At 69.6% G+C, this 14,572-nt stretch carries 12 protein-coding genes and 1 rRNA gene; 8 read left to right on the top strand and 5 right to left on the bottom strand.

The annotated features are described in order from the left end of the window. Window positions 1-98: 98 nt before the first annotated feature. Window positions 99-875 (bottom strand): SDR family oxidoreductase, encoded by a 777-nt coding sequence (locus tag ACZ4EG_RS44855; RefSeq protein WP_467794818.1) that lies wholly within the window; start codon window positions 873-875, stop codon window positions 99-101. Between the two features lie 74 nt (window positions 876-949). Next, window positions 950-1,876: an oxidoreductase gene (locus ACZ4EG_RS44850; RefSeq protein WP_467794817.1), complete on the bottom strand. Its 927-nt coding sequence runs from the start codon at window positions 1,874-1,876 to the stop codon at window positions 950-952. A gap of 89 nt (window positions 1,877-1,965) precedes the next feature. On the opposite strand from ACZ4EG_RS44850, the gene ACZ4EG_RS44845 reads away from it, so the two are divergent. The 7 genes from ACZ4EG_RS44845 (at window position 1,966) to ACZ4EG_RS44815 (ending at window position 10,548) form a co-directional block, all read left to right on the top strand. Then, window positions 1,966-2,568 (top strand): TetR/AcrR family transcriptional regulator, encoded by a 603-nt coding sequence (locus tag ACZ4EG_RS44845; protein ID WP_390712153.1) that lies wholly within the window; start codon window positions 1,966-1,968, stop codon window positions 2,566-2,568. Window positions 2,569-3,372: 804 nt separating this feature from the next. Next, on the top strand, window positions 3,373-3,681 hold the full coding sequence (locus ACZ4EG_RS44840) for a hypothetical protein (protein WP_014673544.1): 309 nt from the start codon (window positions 3,373-3,375) through the stop codon (window positions 3,679-3,681). Window positions 3,682-3,859: 178 nt separating this feature from the next. Beyond that, complete coding sequence (locus ACZ4EG_RS44835; RefSeq protein ID WP_467794816.1) at window positions 3,860-4,684, top strand: DUF8175 domain-containg protein; 825 nt, start codon at window positions 3,860-3,862, stop codon at window positions 4,682-4,684. After that, on the top strand, window positions 4,674-6,008 hold the full coding sequence (locus ACZ4EG_RS44830) for a hypothetical protein (RefSeq protein ID WP_467794815.1): 1,335 nt from the start codon (window positions 4,674-4,676) through the stop codon (window positions 6,006-6,008). Before ACZ4EG_RS44835 ends, ACZ4EG_RS44830 begins: the two co-directional genes overlap by 11 nt. Window positions 6,009-6,022: 14 nt before the next feature. Beyond that, complete coding sequence (locus tag ACZ4EG_RS44825; RefSeq protein WP_453561652.1) at window positions 6,023-7,564, top strand: SCO6880 family protein; 1,542 nt, start codon at window positions 6,023-6,025, stop codon at window positions 7,562-7,564. Window positions 7,565-7,573: 9 nt separating this feature from the next. Next, the gene (locus ACZ4EG_RS44820) at window positions 7,574-8,986 is read left to right on the top strand and encodes an ATP-binding protein (RefSeq protein WP_453561628.1); all 1,413 of its coding nucleotides are present in this window, start codon (window positions 7,574-7,576) and stop codon (window positions 8,984-8,986) included. A gap of 11 nt (window positions 8,987-8,997) precedes the next feature. Then, window positions 8,998-10,548 carry a type IV secretory system conjugative DNA transfer family protein gene (locus ACZ4EG_RS44815; RefSeq protein ID WP_467794814.1) on the top strand — a complete coding sequence of 517 codons (1,551 nt, stop codon included), beginning with the start codon at window positions 8,998-9,000 and terminating at the stop codon, window positions 10,546-10,548. Between the two features lie 29 nt (window positions 10,549-10,577). On the opposite strand, the gene ACZ4EG_RS44810 is transcribed toward ACZ4EG_RS44815, so the two are convergent. After that, window positions 10,578-11,162: a GNAT family N-acetyltransferase gene (locus tag ACZ4EG_RS44810; RefSeq protein WP_467794813.1), complete on the bottom strand. Its 585-nt coding sequence runs from the start codon at window positions 11,160-11,162 to the stop codon at window positions 10,578-10,580. An 85-nt stretch (window positions 11,163-11,247) separates the two neighbouring features. Between ACZ4EG_RS44810 and ACZ4EG_RS44805 the strand changes: the two genes are divergently transcribed. Next, window positions 11,248-11,808, top strand: a complete 561-nt coding sequence (locus ACZ4EG_RS44805; RefSeq protein WP_467794812.1) for a cysteine hydrolase family protein — start codon at window positions 11,248-11,250, stop codon at window positions 11,806-11,808. A gap of 5 nt (window positions 11,809-11,813) precedes the next feature. Here ACZ4EG_RS44805 and ACZ4EG_RS44800 read toward each other — a convergent pair whose 3' ends face one another. Together ACZ4EG_RS44800 and rrf are read right to left on the bottom strand one after the other, a co-directional pair. After that, window positions 11,814-14,297 (bottom strand): beta-propeller fold lactonase family protein, encoded by a 2,484-nt coding sequence (locus ACZ4EG_RS44800; protein ID WP_467794811.1) that lies wholly within the window; start codon window positions 14,295-14,297, stop codon window positions 11,814-11,816. A gap of 189 nt (window positions 14,298-14,486) precedes the next feature. After that, window positions 14,487-14,572, bottom strand: a 5S ribosomal RNA gene (gene rrf / locus ACZ4EG_RS44795); the annotation flags it as partial.

The following is a 14,572-nucleotide window of genomic DNA, read 5'->3' as shown; positions in this document are numbered from 1 at the left end:
TCGAGACCACCGTACTGTGCGGGTCCCTCCCCCGCCTCGTGCGTACCGCTCCCGTTGGGCCAATGTGCTGACAGCTTGCCGACGACCGGCCGCCCCGGTCAGAACGTCGTCGTCATCCCGCCGTCCACCGCGATCGTCTGCCCGGTGATGAAGGACGCCGCATCGCTCGCCAGGAAGACGACGATGCCCGCTATCTCGGCCGGACGGCCCCAGCGGCCGAGGGCCGTACGGGTGCGCAGCCAGCGGTCCGGGTCCAGGTCCGAGTCCGGGTCCTCGGCCGGGTTCGCGTTCCCGTCGGTCGCGAAGGTGCCCGGTGCCACCGAGTTGACGGTCGTACCGCTGGGGCCGAGGTCCGCGGCGAGGGCGCGGGTGAGGCCGTCGAGGCCCGCCTTGGCGGTGGCGTAGGAGACGTGCCCGGTCCGGCCGAGCCGGCCGACGGCCGAACAGACGTTGATGACGCGGCCGGGAGTGCCCCGCTCGGCGAGGCCCCGGGCGACGGTCTGGCTCAGGGCGTACGCCGAGGTCAGATGGACGTCGAGGGTGTGGGCCAGTTCGTCGGGGGTCAGCTCCTCGATGCCCCGCCGCTCGCGGTGGCCCACGTTGTTCACCAGGACGTCGATGTGGCCCAGGGCGGCCACCGCCTCGCCGGCGGCCCGCCGGTCGGTGACGTCGAAGGCGGCGGCCAGCACGTCCAGCCCGTCCTCACGCAGCCGCGCGGCCACGGCGTCGAGGGCGGCGGGGTCGCGCCCGTTGAGGATCACCCGGGCGCCGGCCCCGGCCAGCCCTCGGGCCATCTCAAGGCCCAGGCCGCGTACCGAGCCGGTGACCAGGGCCGTACGGCCGCCGAGCGTGAAGTCCACGGCGTCTGCGTCCATCCGGCCACCTCCCTGGAGCGGTTGATTCCGCTTACCGTAGCCGCCGCGTGTTCACGCCGTTCCGACAGCCCCTGTCACACCGCCTCGGCAATCCTGAGGCCCCACCTGATGCCGGTCATGTCCTCGGACAGGGTCCACAGCCGCCGCGCGGCCGCCGGGTCGCTCGCCGCCGCGATACGGCCCACCAGGGTCGGCGCGCCGCGCATCTCACCCAGGCCGTCCGGGCCGACGAAACTGGCGCCGGGCAGGTCCTGGGTCGCGGCGTACAGGGTGGGCAGCGCGCCCGCCCTGTCGTCCTGGGCCAGGAAACGGTTGCCGACGAGCATGAGGCCGCGGGCGACCGGGTTCGCGGTGTGGCTCTGCAGATTGGTGGCCGCCCAGCCGGGGTGAGCGGCGAGGGCGCGGACGGGCGAGCCGGACTCCGTCAGGCGGCGCTGCAGTTCCAGGGTGAACAGGAGGTTCGCCAGCTTGGACTGGGAGTAGGCGCGCTGGGGGGTGTAGCGGCCCGTGAGGTTGGGGTCGTCGAAGGAGATCGCGCGGTCGCCCATGCGGTGGGCACCGGAGGAGACCGTCACCACCTTGCCCGTGACGTGGGGCAGCAGCAGGTTCGTCAGGGCGAAGTGGCCGAGGTGGTTAGTGCCGAACTGCATCTCGAAGCCGTCCTTGGTCCGCTGCTCCGGGAGCATCATCACGCCCGCGTTGTTGATCAGCAGATCGATCGGGCCCTGCCACGCCCCGGCGAACTCCCGTACGGAGGAGAGATCCGCCAGGTCCAGGCGGCGCACCTCCGTGCTGCCGGTCACCTTCGCGGCGGCGGCTCGACCGCGCTCGAGATCCCGTACGGCGAACACCACGTGGGCTCCCGCACGGGCCAGCGCGTCGGCGGCGGCGAAACCGATGCCGCTGTTGGCGCCGGTGATGACGGCCGTACGGCCACGGAGGTCGGGGAGGTGGGTCGCGTTCCATGTGCGCGCCTTGAGCGCGTCGTTCTTGTCAGCCATGACTTCAATGTAGGCGTCGCCTACAATGCTGTCAATGACAACAATGGTGACGCCGCCAACAATGCTGCCGCCGCCTACATACCGATACGATGGTCCGCATGTCCGAGAGCCGCCCCTATCACCACGGCGACCTGCGCGCCGCCCTCCTGGAGGCCGCCGAGCGCACCCTGCGCGACCGGGGCGCCGCCGCGCTGTCCCTGCGCGAGCTGGCGCGCGAGATCGGGGTGAGCCACGCCGCCCCCGGCCGCCACTTCAAGGACAAACAGGCACTGCTCGACGCCCTGGCCCTGGCCGGGTACGAGCGGCTGGCCCAGGCACTGGAGTCCGCGGACGATCCCGCGCTCGCGCTGGAGCCGCGGCTGTGCGCGCTGGCCAAGGCGTACGTCGGGTTCGCCGCCGAGAACGCCGCGCTGCTGGAGCTGATGTTCACGCGCAAGCACGACCCCGAGGCCTCCGCACAGCTCGCCGCCGAGGTGGACCGCTCCGTCGGTTCCTTCATGCGGCTCGTCGCGGACGCGCAGGCGCGGGGCGAGATCGTCGCGGGCGACCCGGAGCGCATCACCCTCGTCGCGGCCGCGAGCATGCACGGGCTCGCCTCCTTCGCCGCCAACGGATCGATCCCGGCGGACCAGGCCCTGGCCGGCCTGGACGAACACGTGCATCACCTGCTGCACGGCCTCAAACCCCGCTGAGACGCGGCGAAACGCGGCCGGCCGGGCAGCATCCGGGCAGCATCTGTGCTGTGCCCCGGCTCCGCCCGGCTGCTCCCGGGCTGTGCGCCGGGTCAAGCCGCCCCCACCCCGGCACCATCCGGCCCCCAACGGCCGGTAAGCCCGGCGGCCCTTTCAGTAACGCGGGAGTCAGAATTCCGCCACCTGTCTTGTTGTCGCGCACTCGACAAACGAGGGTCGTCGTGTGGGCGCCGACGCCAAGTCCCCCTCTCCCGAGGCGACTTGGACGGCCACCCCCTGCGCCAAGTACCGCTCCCCTACGGACTTCCCGTCACCGGGTGAGCCCCACGGCATGACGTCCCCGTCGGGTCACGGGGAGCCGCCGCGATGAGGGGGACGTGGGGTCCCCTCGGCGGCACGGAAAGGGAACGGGCCACGGCAGCCGGCCGCGGCCCGTTCTTCGTGCGCGAGTGAACAGACCGACAGCACACGGCAGATGGCGCGGGCCTCGGCGGCAGCCGGGGCCCGTTCGTGATGCGTACCGTGAGAACATCGTCTCGACGACTCACCCGACCGGCCGTCAGAAACCGTGCCAGGTCGTAAGAGGGGTCAACGACGGAACCGCACGACAGGTTCCGCTCAGGCCTCGTTGCCCGGCGTGACCTGCCGTGATACACAGAGTCACCGTACGTGCCATTCGTACGAAACCCGCCAAGCAATGACGTCAAGTCGACATACGACAGCGACAATCTCAGCGAGAATGAGGCGTGACCTCTGCACACCGCAGGGGCATCTCGGAACTACCCACCAGGGGCGGTGACTTACATGCTCTTTGCGGCCGACAAGGGAGACATCAACACCATCATCGGCGGGATCGCTCCGGACTGGGGACCCTTCGGCAGCCTGGGCAACGAGGCGAAGGTGATGATCGAGGTGGTGATGGCCGTAGCCATCCTGCTCTGCCTCGGCATCGCGGTCTGGGGCGCGGCCAAACAGCGCATCGGCGCGACGGCCCTCCGGGACACCTTCAGCGCCGAACAGGGCAAGGGCCTCATCATCGCCGGTCTGACGGGTGTCTTCATCATCGGTTCCCTGGGCACGCTGTTCACCATCGTGTACGGAATGGCCGTGTAACCGCGCCCCGGGCGCGCCCGGTCTGGCCCTGTCGTCCCCCTCCACCCCACCCGCCCTTCGTGCCCACCGGCTGAGGTTGCGTTTCCCTGATGTCGAGTCACCACACCGCGCCCGCGCGGGAACCAGCACGGCTACCGTCGTATTCCTACGCGGTCCGGTACGAGGGGGCTAACGCGGCATGAGTCTCGGAGACGAGCACGGTTCCGGCGGGTACGCCGACACGGGTCAGACACGCACGCGACTCCCCGAGGGCGACCCCTACGGCGGCGCCCGGCGCGGCGGCCGCTCGTCCTCACGGAGCCTGGTCACGGTCGTCGGGGTGGTGGTCCTCCTGATCGCCGCGATCGCCTTTGCGAACCGTGGAGGTGACGATGCGTCGTCCTCCGACGGCACCACCGACAAGCCCGCCACGTCATCCACAGCGGCAAGCGGGACGAAGCCGGTGGAGTCGAAGGCGGGGGGGATTCCGACGGGGTTCGCGCACAGCCGGCAGGGGGCGGAGAGTGCGGCGGCCAACTACTCCGTAGCAATGGGTTCGGCCGACATGTTCAACACAGCGAGACGGCACGAGATCGTCAACACCGTCTACGCTCCCGATGTCGCCACCGGCAGACAAACCGACTTGGACGGCGCCTACTCCAGCGAGAAGTTCCTGGCCAACATCGGTCTCAGTAAGGACGGCACCGCGCCGCAGGGCCAGACCTTCATCTCCCGGGTCATCCCGGTGGGCACCAAGGTCACGTCGTCCAGTTCGGACAGCGCCACAGTCGCGGTCTGGTACACCTCGCTCTTCGGCCTGTCCGGAGAGGCCTCGACCAATCCGGTGTCCGAGAGCTGGTACACCACCACGTACGAAATGAAGTGGGTCGGCGACGACTGGAAGATCACCGACTTCCAGCAGAAGGACGGCCCCGTCCCGGTCGGCCGCGACCAAAAGGCCTCCACCGCTGACGACATGACGAAGGCCGTCGAGGAGTACGGAGGGTTCACGTATGCGCGCTAACCACCGCACCCTCAAGGTCACGGCCGTGCTCGGCGTCGTACAGACCACCGCGGTGCTGCTAGCCACCCAAGCCGTCGCCGCACCCTCTCCCAGCCCGTCGCCCTCGACGAGCAACAACGCCTGCGACCTCATCCGGGGGCCTGCCAAGGCTTACTGCGAACGCGACAGCGGCTCCAAAGGATCCACCAGCACCCCCAACGACCCCCTCTCCACCCTCGACCCCCTCTCCTCCCTGGCCAAGGGCTGTGCCGACGCCGCATCCTGGACCATCAACAAGCTCAGTGACGCCGTCAAGGAGACCGCGAACGTCGACTTCACCAACGCCAAGTTCCTCCAGCAGTACGCGGTGGTCTTCGCGGCGTCGACGATCCTGACCCTCCTGCTGTGGCTGCTCGCCGTGGCCAAGCGCGCGGTGCGCGGCGTCCCGCTCACCACCGCCCTCTCCGAGGCGATCGGCTTCCTCTGGCTGACCGTGCTCGCGTCGGCGTTCACCCCGCTGATCCTCTACACGGTCGTCTCCGCCACCGACGGCGTCACAGACGTACTCGCAAAGGCGACCGGCGACCAGACCGACACGTTCTTCGGCACCTTCTCCGGCGCCCTGGACAAGGGCGAGAACATCGGCGGCGGCCCGATCATGCTGATCGTCGTCTCCCTGGTCAGCATCCTCGCCGCCGGCATCCTCTGGCTGGAGCTGGTCATCAGGGCCGCCCTCCTCTACGTCGGCGCCCTCCTCGGCACCGTCGTCTACGCGGGCCTCGTCGACAAGAACCTCTGGGGTCACGTACGCCGCTGGGCCGGCATCATGATCGCCGTCATCCTCGTCAAGCCGGTGATCGTCATAGTGCTCGGCCTCGCGGGGGCCCTGTCCAGCGACAACGGACCCAACGCCTTCTCCGCCGTGGTCTCCGGCCTCGCCATCATCCTGCTCGCCATCTTCGCCAGCGCGATGATCTACCGCTTCGTCCCGGGCTTCGGCGACGAGATCGCCAACGGCCGCAACAACCGCATCATGCAGGGCGCCGAGGGCAAGGCCGCCGCGGTCATCAGCTCCCCGGCCACCCTGGTCGCGCAGGGCATCAAGACACACAGCGCCCGCGCCGACAACAACGGAGCCGGCGGCCAGTCCGGCGGCTCCAACACCCCCCGCCCGGCCAACCCGGCCCAGGGCGGCGTCGCCGCGCACAGCTCACGCGGCTCGAACGGAGGTGGCGGCGGCTCCCCCTCCGCCACCCCCGCGCCGCGCGCGCCCAGCCCGGCGAACACCCCGCACGCCGGCAACACACGCAACAGCAGCAATCGCTCGGGAGGTGAAGGGCGTTGACGACCGAGTCCCACATGTCCCATCCGGTCACGCCCCGCCGTACGTATCTCATCGGCCGCGCCCGGCCGAACGCGATCGTCGGACGGAACCGTGAGTCCGGCGAGATCGCGCTGATCATCGCGGGCGCGTTCCTCGGCATGATGTGCGGGCTCCTGGTTCCCGTCCTCTCGCTGCGCATCGTGCTGCTGATGGGCTTCCCGCTGCTGGCGCTGATGGCGGTGTACGTGCCGTACAAGCGCCGTACGTTCTACAAGTGGTTCGAGATCAACCGCAGCTACAAGCGCGCCCTGCGGCAGGGCACCGTCTACCGCAGCGGGGTGATGGAAGCCGGCACCCGGTTCGACGGGCGTGAGGTGGAGATCGGGCCGCCGCCCGGGATCGGCCGCATCAACTGGCTGGCCGCGCCCTTCGGGCCGGACGAGATCGCCGTCCTGCTGCACGCCGACCGCCGTACCGTCACCGCGGCCATCGAGATCGAGGGCCCCGGCGTCGGTCTGCGCGACTCCGAGGACCAGGAGGCCCTCGTCGACCGCTTCGGCACGCTGCTCAAGCACGTGGCCAACGGCGACGGCTTCGTCACCCGGCTCCAGATGCTCGCCCGCACCCTCCCCGCCGACCCGGACGCCCACGCCAAGGACGTCGCGCAGCGCGGGGACGAGAAGGCGCCCGACTGGCTGGCCCGCTCGTACGACCAGCTCCAGTCGATGGTGTCCACCAGCAGCGAGCAGCACCGTGCCTACCTCGTCGCCTGTATGCACTACACGCGCGAGCTGGCCTCCGAGGCGCAGGCCATGGCCCGGGCGGCACGGCCGCAGGCCGGGCGGAAGCTGGACCGGGACGCCGGGCTCGCCGTCGTCATGGCGCGCGAGCTGACCGACATCTGCTCGCGGCTCCAGGAGGCGGACATCCGGGTGCGCCAGCCGCTCGGCCAGGGCCGGCTCGCCTCCCTCATCCACTCCATGTACGACCCGGACCACCCGATCGACCACATCCAGGCGATGACGAAACGCAATGCCTGGCCGGCCGAGCTCGACGCCATGGAGCCCACCTACCTCCAGGCCAAGACCCGGGAGTCCTCGACCCGCGCGCCCTGGTGCCACGCCACCGCCTGGGTGAAGGAGTGGCCGATGACACCGGTCGGCGTCAACTTCCTCGCCCCTCTGCTGGTCCACACCCCGGACGTCATCCGCACGGTCGCCGTGACGATGGACCTCGAACCCACCGAGATCGCCATCGAGCGCATGCTGACCGAGAAGACGAACGACGAGGCCGAGGCCAGCCGCGCCGCCAAGATGAACCGCACCGTCGACCCGCGCGACATCGCCGCCCACAACCGTCTCGACCAGCGCGGCGAGGACCTGGCCAGTGGCGCGGCCGGGGTCAACCTGGTCGGCTACATCACCGTGTCCTCCCGCTCACCGGAGGCACTCAACCGCGACAAGCGGACCATAAGGGCCTCGGCCGGAAAGTCGTATCTGAAGCTGGAGTGGTGCGACCGCGAGCACCACCGGGCCTTCGTGAACACACTCCCGTTCGCCACCGGTATTCGAAGGTAGGGGCCATACATGCGGGATCCGCTGTCCGTCCTCACCGACTCCTTCACGTCCTTCCTCTTCGGGAAGGTCGAGACGACCCGGCTGCCGGTGCGCACGTCCACGGGCCAGGCGCAGGCGGTCTACCTCCCGACCGCCGCCCCCGGCCTCGGCGACTCCGGCGTGATCATCGGCCGCGAGGTCTACTCCGGCAAGGGCTACATCTACGACCCGTTCCAGCTCTACGGCCAGCAGCTCCCGGCACCGCACTGGCTGGTCCTCGGCGAGTCCGGCAACGGCAAGTCGGCCCTGGAGAAGACGTACGTCCTGCGCCAACTGCGCTTCCGCGACCGCCAGGTCGTCGTCCTGGACGCACAGGGCGAGGACGGGGTCGGCGAATGGAACCTCATCGCGGAAGAGCTGGGGATAACTCCCATCCGGCTGGACCCGATGGCGGCCCTGGACCACGGCATCCGGCTCAACCCGCTCGATCCCTCGATCACGACGACCGGCCAGCTGGCGCTGCTGCGCACGATCATCGAGGTCGCGATGGGGCACGGCCTGGACGAGCGGTCCGGCTTCGCGCTGAAGGTGGCGCACGCGTACGTCAACGAGACGATCGTCGAGCGCCAGCCGGTGCTGTCCGACATCGTCGAGCAACTACGGCACCCGGAGCCGGAGTCGGCCGAGGCGATGAACGTCGCCGTAGACGACGTACGGGCCTGGGGCCTGGACGTGGCGCTGGTCCTCGACCGCCTGGTCGACGGTGACCTGCGCGGCATGTTCGACGGTCCCACCACGGTCGGCATCGACCTCGACGCCCCGCTGATCGTCTTCGACCTGTCCCACATCGACCGGAACTCCATCGCCATGCCGATCCTGATGGCGATCGTCGGCGTGTGGCTGGAGCACACCTGGATCCGCCCCGACCGGAAGAAGCGCATCTTCCTGGTCGAGGAGGCCTGGCACATCATCGCCAGCCCGTTCGTGGCGCAGCTGTTCCAGCGGCTGCTGAAGTTCGGGCGCCGGCTGGGTCTGTCCTTCGTGGCGGTCGTCCACCATCTGTCCGACGTCGTGGACGGCGCGGCGGCGAAGGAGGCGGCCGCGATCCTGAAGATGGCCTCCACGCGGACCGTCTACGCCCAGAAGGCGGACGAGGCGCGGGCCACGGGCCGGGTGCTGGGCCTGCCCAGGTGGGCCGTGGAGATCATCCCGACCCTCACCCCGGGCATCGCGGTGTGGGACGTCAACGGCAATGTCCAGGTGGTCAAGCACCTGGTGACGGAGACGGAACGCCCGCTGGTCTTCACCGACCGCGCGATGACCGAGTCGTCCCGGGAGATGGAGTCCGACGACGCGTTGCGCGCGGCCGAGCTGGAGGCGGAGGAGCGCGCGGCGGCCTTCGTGGAACAGCACCTCGGCGACTCCGAATCGACGGTGGCGTAGGGAGGAACCCCGTGAGACCCGACGACCACCGCGACCCCCGGCGGGAGAACCAGGGCGGTATTCCCGACGGACTGCTGATCGGCCTGCTCGCGTTCCTCCTCGGCATGACCCTGCTGGTGTGGACGGCGACGGGACTGGCCGGCTGGTTCGCCCGGGGCTCGTGGCCGTCCGGCGTCACCTTCACCCGGACCCCACTGGCCATGCGGCACCTCATCGGCGAACCGCACGACATCACGGGCGCCTGGCCCAGCACACCGGCGGGGCAGCTCTCCGGGTACGGGCTGTTCTGGGGCCTGTTCATCGGCCAGCTGATGGTGCTGTTCGTACTGACCGTGTTCGTGATGGGCACGCTGGCGCGGTGGCGGGCGGGGAAGGTCAGGCGGAGCTTCGAGAAGGGCGTGGCGAAGGGGCGCGCGCAGGCGGCGGGCGCGGCGCCCGCGGCCCCGGTGGCCGCGGCGGCCCCAGCAGCGGCCCCAGCGGATCAGGCGGCCCAGCCACAGGCACCTCAACCCCAGCCCCAGCTTCAGCAGTTCGAGGTGCCCGAACCACGCAGGGAAGCGGAGCCCGCACCGACGGAGGCTCTTCCCGGCTTCCCGGCCAACGGTGAACGCGTGGGCGCATGGGACGCCGGCCGCGCCGAAGGCGCCGTGCTCTACGCCCCGCCGGAGGCCCGCCACACCACCGCGACCCAGGCGATCCGGGACGCGGAAGGCCCCGCGCTGGTCGTCACCTCGAACCCCGTGCTCTGGTCGGAGACCAAGGACGCGCGCGCCAAACTCGGCCCCGTCCTCCTCTACGACCCGACCCACCTCTGCGACACCCCGGCCCGCCTCCACTGGTCGCCCACGGCGGGCTGCGAGGACAAGCAGACGGCAGTGCAACGCGCGACAGCCCTGCTGGCCCCGGTCAGACCGACGGCCAAGATCGACCAGGCCCTCGTGGACACCGCCGAAACCCTGCTCCGCAGCTATCTGCACGCCGCCGCCATAGACGGCCGCACCATCCGCCACGTCCACCGCTGGTCCCAGGGCGCCCAGATCCAGGACGCCGTACGAACCCTCCGTACGAACCCCAAGGCTGCCCCCGGAGCCGCGGGCGAACTGGAAGCCGCCCTCACCGGGCACCCCGAACGCCGCGACATCGCCCAGGAGTTGACGAGCCGCGCACTGGCCGCCCTGTCCACGGTCAATATCCGCGAGGCATGCACTCCGAACCGAACTGATGCGCTTGCCTTGGATTCCTTCGTCAACGAAGGGGGCACGCTTTATCTGGTGGGTGAATCCATCGAGGACCCCAGGACCAACCCAGGTGCGATGCCTCTTCTGACGGCACTTGTCTCAAGCGTGGTCGAGCGCGGCCGGCGCATGGCCGAACGGTCATCCTCCGGTCGGCTCGACCCACCACTGGCCCTCGTCCTCGACGACATCGCGGCCGTCGCCCCGCTCCCCCAGTTCCCCGAGCTGCTGACCAACGGAGCGGACCGCGGCCTGCCGACCCTGGCCCTGCTCCGCTCCCGGGAACAGGGCCGCGCCCGCTGGCCGCACCACGAACTGCCCATCTGAGCAACCCTGTTACAACCCGAAACGACTCGCTACGACTCATTGTGTGTCGTTACGACTTTTTCGAGCACGAACTCCAACTCGGACTCCCCGGACGCCTGCTCCAACGGCACGGTGATCCCGCTCGGCACGAACCCCACCTTGCGGTAGAAGCCCTGGGCCCGCCCGTTGTCCTCGTGGACGATCAGCCGCACCCGCTCCGCCCCGATCCCCCAGGCCCACTCCAGCCCCGCCGCGAACAGCGCCTCCGTCAGCCCGATCCCCCGGTACCCGGGCCGCACGAACACCCCGACGACATGCCCCTGCTTCCGGTCGACCGCGAAGCCGGCCCAGTCGGTGGACCCCGCCTCCTCCACGAGCACGGTCAATGTGCCGACCCACGCCCCGTCCGGCCCCTCGGCGATGAACTGCCGGGCGCCGGCCGCCCCCTCACCGGACCGTTCGGCCCGCCCCTGCCAGAAGGCGTCCGGCTCGGCCGCGGCCTTCTCGTACGTCTCCAGGAACGCCAGGTGCGCCACGGGATCCCGCAGCGCGTCGAGCCGCAGCCGCTTGACGGCCTGCCACTCGTCGGCCCGTATCGCCCGGATCACGTAATCGTCGCTGATCAAGCTGCTCATACGGCCACGCTAGTACCCGCCCACCGGACCGCTCACCCGAAATAGTCCGGGCTCGTTGTCAGTGCCGCGGTCTACCGTGGTCGCCATGACGACTCTGCAGAACCGGCCGAACACCGCACTGCTCGTCGTGGACGTCCAGAACGGGGTGGTGGAGGGCTCCCACAACCGTGCCGACGTCATCGCGAACATCAACGTCCTGGTCGACAAGGCCCGCGCCGAGAACGTCCCCGTGATCTGGGTCCAGCACTCCGACGAACAGCTGAAGTCCGGCAGCGAGCCCTGGGCATACGTCCCGGAGCTGAAGCGCCACGACACCGAGCCCCTGGTCCACAAGAACTACCCGGACTCCTTCGAGGACACCGAGCTGGAGTCCGTCCTGGCCGAGCGCGGCGTCGGCCGGCTCGTCGTCACCGGCGCCCAGACGGACGTGTGCATCCGCTCCACCCTGCACGGCGCCATGGTCCGCGGGTACGACGCGACGCTGGTCGCCGACGCCCACACCACGGAGGACCTCTCCGCTTACGGCGCCCCCGCCCCGGAGCAGGTGATCGCCCACACCAACCTCTACTGGAAGTGGCAGAGCGCACCCGGCCGCCGGGGCGGGAGCGTCGACACCGCGGAGGTGACCTTCACCGCGGCGGACTGACACCGTCAGTCGTCGTCATCGAGCTCCTTGGCCTGATCATTGGGCACGGCCCCGTAGAGGTCGTGGCGGGGCTCCGGCATCTGCGACTTCGCCCCGCGCACGCTCTTCCAGATCGCCTCGTTGAAGGTCCGCTCGTCGATCTGGTCCTCCTTGGTGAGGTCCTGCTTCGCCGACACACCGGCCATCGGCGAGTTGACCGTGTTCACCGCCGTGAGGTCGGTCGCCGGCTTCACGGCGTCGTACGGCGCGGCGTCCGGCTTGGCCGTGAAGGAGTTCACCATCGGAGTGGCGTACGCGTCGAACTGCGTCATGGGGGACAGCCCCAGCAGCAGCTCCATCGTCCGCACCATGGAGGCGGTGCTGTAGAAGGTGGAGTCGACCCGTCCGGTCCGCGTGTACGGGCTGATGACCTGCGATATCGTCCGGTGCGCATCCACATGGTCGGGCCCGTTCTGGGCGTCGTCCTCGGTCACGAAGATCGCGGTCGACCTCCAGAACTTCGAGTGCGAGACGGCGTCGACGAGCTGTCCGAGCGCCCAGTCGTTGTCGGCGACATAGACCTTCGGGGTCGGCATGCCGGCCTTGGTCCCGGAGGTGTGGTCGTTGGGCAGCCGCACCATCTCGAAGGCGGGCAGCTGCCCGCTCTCCTCGTACTGGGCGAACTCCTTCTTCCACTCCTCGATCCGGGGGCTGCGACAGGTCGAGCCGCGGGCGGGGAAGGTGCCGGCCGAGTCCGGGCAGCTGAGGTTGTACGGCCCGAAGTCGTGGTCGGTACCGGCGTCGAGGACGGGGTCCTCGGCGACGGCCTTCCCGCTCGCGTCGGCGCCGACATAGAACCCGTAGTTCCGGAAGCCGACGCCCTTGTCGTGCAGCCGCTGCCAGATGTAGGCGTGCTCGGGGTCCTTGTTGGGCGCGATCGCCGGGTCGCCGTTCTCCGACGGGTAGGTGTGGTTGCGGCCGGAGTAGTTGGCCGGCCACCCCTGCTCGCTGTACGGGTTGGAGTTGGCGGCCACCGTCCAGTTCCAGCCCTGGGCGCTGACCTCGGCGTCGGCGTAGAAGTTGTCGAGGGTCACGAACTGCCGCTGCAGTGCTCGGGCGTTGGGCGCGGACTCGTCCCCGAAGAGATTGAGGGACGCGTCGCCGTTGCCCTTCTCCAGCGAGCCGAACTCCTGGTCGTAGGTCCGGTTCTCCTTGACCACATAGATGACGTGCTTGATCGGCGTCCTCTCCCCGACCCGCCGCGGTACGACGGCCCCGACGGCCCGCGGACTGTTCCCTTCCCCGAACCCGTTGTTGGCGATGACGGTCCGCGTCCACCGCCTCAGCTGCTTGGCCCCGCCGTCCAGCGGGACGGTCGACAGGGTGCCCTTCATCATCGAGCCCGAGTACTGGTCGGGCGAGGTGGGAGCGGTGGACGTCGGGTTCGGATACCCGGGCCCGTTGTTCGGCCCTGCCCCGAGCCCCTTGGCGTTGGTGACGTACAGCTTGTCGTCGTGCGCGACGACCGCGGTCGGATACCAGGCGGTGGGAATGAGCCCGGCGGACCTTCCGCTCTTCAGGTCGATGACAGCGATGTCGTTGTTCCCGGAGTTGGCGACATACAGCCGCCGGCCGTCCTCCGACAGCGCGAGCGCATCGGGATTGCTCCCCACGGGCGCGTTCCTGTACGGCGCGAGCCCGATCGTCCTCGTCACCTTCCGGGTGGCGACGTCGACGACGCTGACCTGGTCGCTGTCCCCGTTGGCGACGTAGAGCCGGTCCTGGCTCTCATCGGTGATGACGGCATTGGGATGGGTCCCGACCTTGATGGCCGTCCCGACCACGGGAGCAGGCCCGCTGATGTCGAGGACGCTCACGGTGTCGCCGCCCTGGTTGGTGACGAAGGCGGTCTTCCCGTCCTCGGCGAGGGCGACCGCATACGGCGCGTGCCCCACGGCGACGGTGGACATGGATCCGTCCCCGAGATTCACCACGGTGGCGGCATCCGCGAGCCGGTCGGCGACGACGAGCCGCTTCCCGTCGGGCGTCAGGGCGATCCCGGCCGGATACATGTTCACGGCCTGGCCCCCGGGGTTCTTGGTGGGCAGCTTGATGGGAGTGGTCTCGGTCAGCCGCCCGCCACTCACGTCATACGTGTGGATGATCTCGCGCCCGCCTCCACTGGCGTACGCGCGCTTGCCGTCAGGGCTGAAGGCCAGGCCCGTGAAGATCGCCTGAGGGCTCGGATACGAGATGGTCTGCACGACCTCCGAGTCCTCGGGGTCGACCACCTGCAGGGACTGGGTGCCCTGACCGGCATTGCTCACCAGGAGCATGCTCTTGTCGGGGGACAGCACGGCGTTGAGGGGGAGATTGCCCAGCTGGGTCTGGCGCCCGGCCGGAGTGACCTTGTAGCCGACGGGAGTCACGGCGGTCCCGTCGCCCTTCGGTCCTGCGGTGCCCTGCCCGCCGCCGGCCGCGAGGGCGACGGCGGCTCCGGTGACGAGCACAGCGGTACCTGCCAGTACAGTGACAACTCGACGTCTGTTTCTGCGTCTGAGGACCATGGGTCACGACGGTGACACGGAGCGTTGACAACCCCGTGGAACCGAGGTGACGTGGCCATGACCGTGGCGTGAACGCGAAGAAGCCCCAACTCACGGTTTTTCAACCGGAGTTGGGGCTCCTTCTCAAAATTTGTTCGGCGGTGTCCTACTCTCCCACAGGGTCCCCCCTGCAGTACCATCGGCGCTGTGAGGCTTAGCTTCCGGGTTCGGAATGTAAC

The sequence above is a fragment of the Streptomyces sp. NPDC025638 genome, from assembly GCF_055558775.1.
The sequence above is the reverse complement of the archived record's forward strand: the minus strand, read 5'-3'. Positions and strand labels throughout refer to the sequence as shown.